This window comes from Arsenophonus endosymbiont of Bemisia tabaci Q2 (assembly GCF_902713415.1).
Taxonomy (GTDB): domain Bacteria; phylum Pseudomonadota; class Gammaproteobacteria; order Enterobacterales; family Enterobacteriaceae; genus Arsenophonus.
This window is the reverse complement of record NZ_CACTIE010000212.1, coordinates 1-1,161: the sequence shown is the minus strand read 5'-3', so window position 1 is coordinate 1,161 and position 1,161 is coordinate 1. Positions and strand designations below refer to the sequence as shown.

The 1,161-nt window shown below is 38.6% G+C and carries 1 pseudogene; it reads right to left on the bottom strand.

Annotated elements, in window-relative coordinates:
• Positions 1-1,109 (bottom strand): annotated as a pseudogene (locus ARSQ2_RS10080) (peptide MFS transporter); the annotation flags it as partial.
• Positions 1,110-1,161: the final 52 nt, after the last annotated feature.

Here is a 1,161-nt window from a genome sequence, read left to right as displayed (position 1 = left end):
TCGGGTTTATATTGCGCTTAGCCATTGTTGGCCATAGCCAACTGAATAGCGGGGCAAGAGTGATGATAAAAAAACGCATTAATTGATTGAAACCAAATAGTTGAAATTTCGAAGCCATTATTAAGATGGCGATCAGTATAGTCACGAGTAAAAATATTAAATGAGGTCGGTTTTTGCTCAAAAGCTGACCAGAAAAATGTTGCTGAAATAAGTAGGATTAGGCAGACGAATAATCGCATCCGCTCATTTTGATTTAATCCTGCCAGGAAAAACATATAAATAAAATAGAGGCTAACAAAGGCGGCAATGATATAAGCAAAACTTTTGGCCAAAATGGTAGCATTAAATGGCACGATATCGGTCGCAATAAATATCACGATAGCGGCCAATAATACCATTACAAATGTGATTCATTTACCAATGTTTTTACCCTTGACGGGGTTGGTTTCTCTCAACTAGCATCAATACCTGTTTCTTTACTATAGCGACGCATTTGGGGGGACGGGATAAAATCGGAAGATAAGTAGAGCAACCAGCATCCCAATTCCACCAAGGCCAAAGCCGATATGCCAACCATATTTTTCATAAAGTGGTCCAATAATTAACGGTGCAATAAATAAGCCCATGTTAATTCCCATATAGAACAGCGAAAATCCGCCATCACGGCGTGTATCATTTTTTCTATACAGAGTGCCAACTATAACAGTAACACAGGTTTTAAATAAAGCCGTTCCTAGTACAATAAATAATAATCCGATAAAAAATAGGCTATTACCCCAAATTGCAGAAAACTCGATGGAGAGATGGGCTAATGCAATAATTAGTGATCCATACCAAACTGCTTTACGCTGCCCAAGCCACTTATCAGCTAACCATCCGCCAGGGACTGAGGTAATATAAACTTCACCGGCAAAAATACCAACAATAGCTGATGCTTGCTCGATTGTTAATCCCATTCATCCTTGCAATAAGGTTGCATTCATAAAGAGGATCAACAGTGGCCGCACGCCGTAAAATGAAAAACGTTCCCACATCTCAGTTAAGAAGAGAGAGCTCAGAAGATAGGGATGACGAAAGAAGGTTTTAGTTTTTGTTACTGTGCGTTGCATCTAAATATTCCCCATCAATACTCTACCAGTGAAATTATAAAAGTAAAAAATA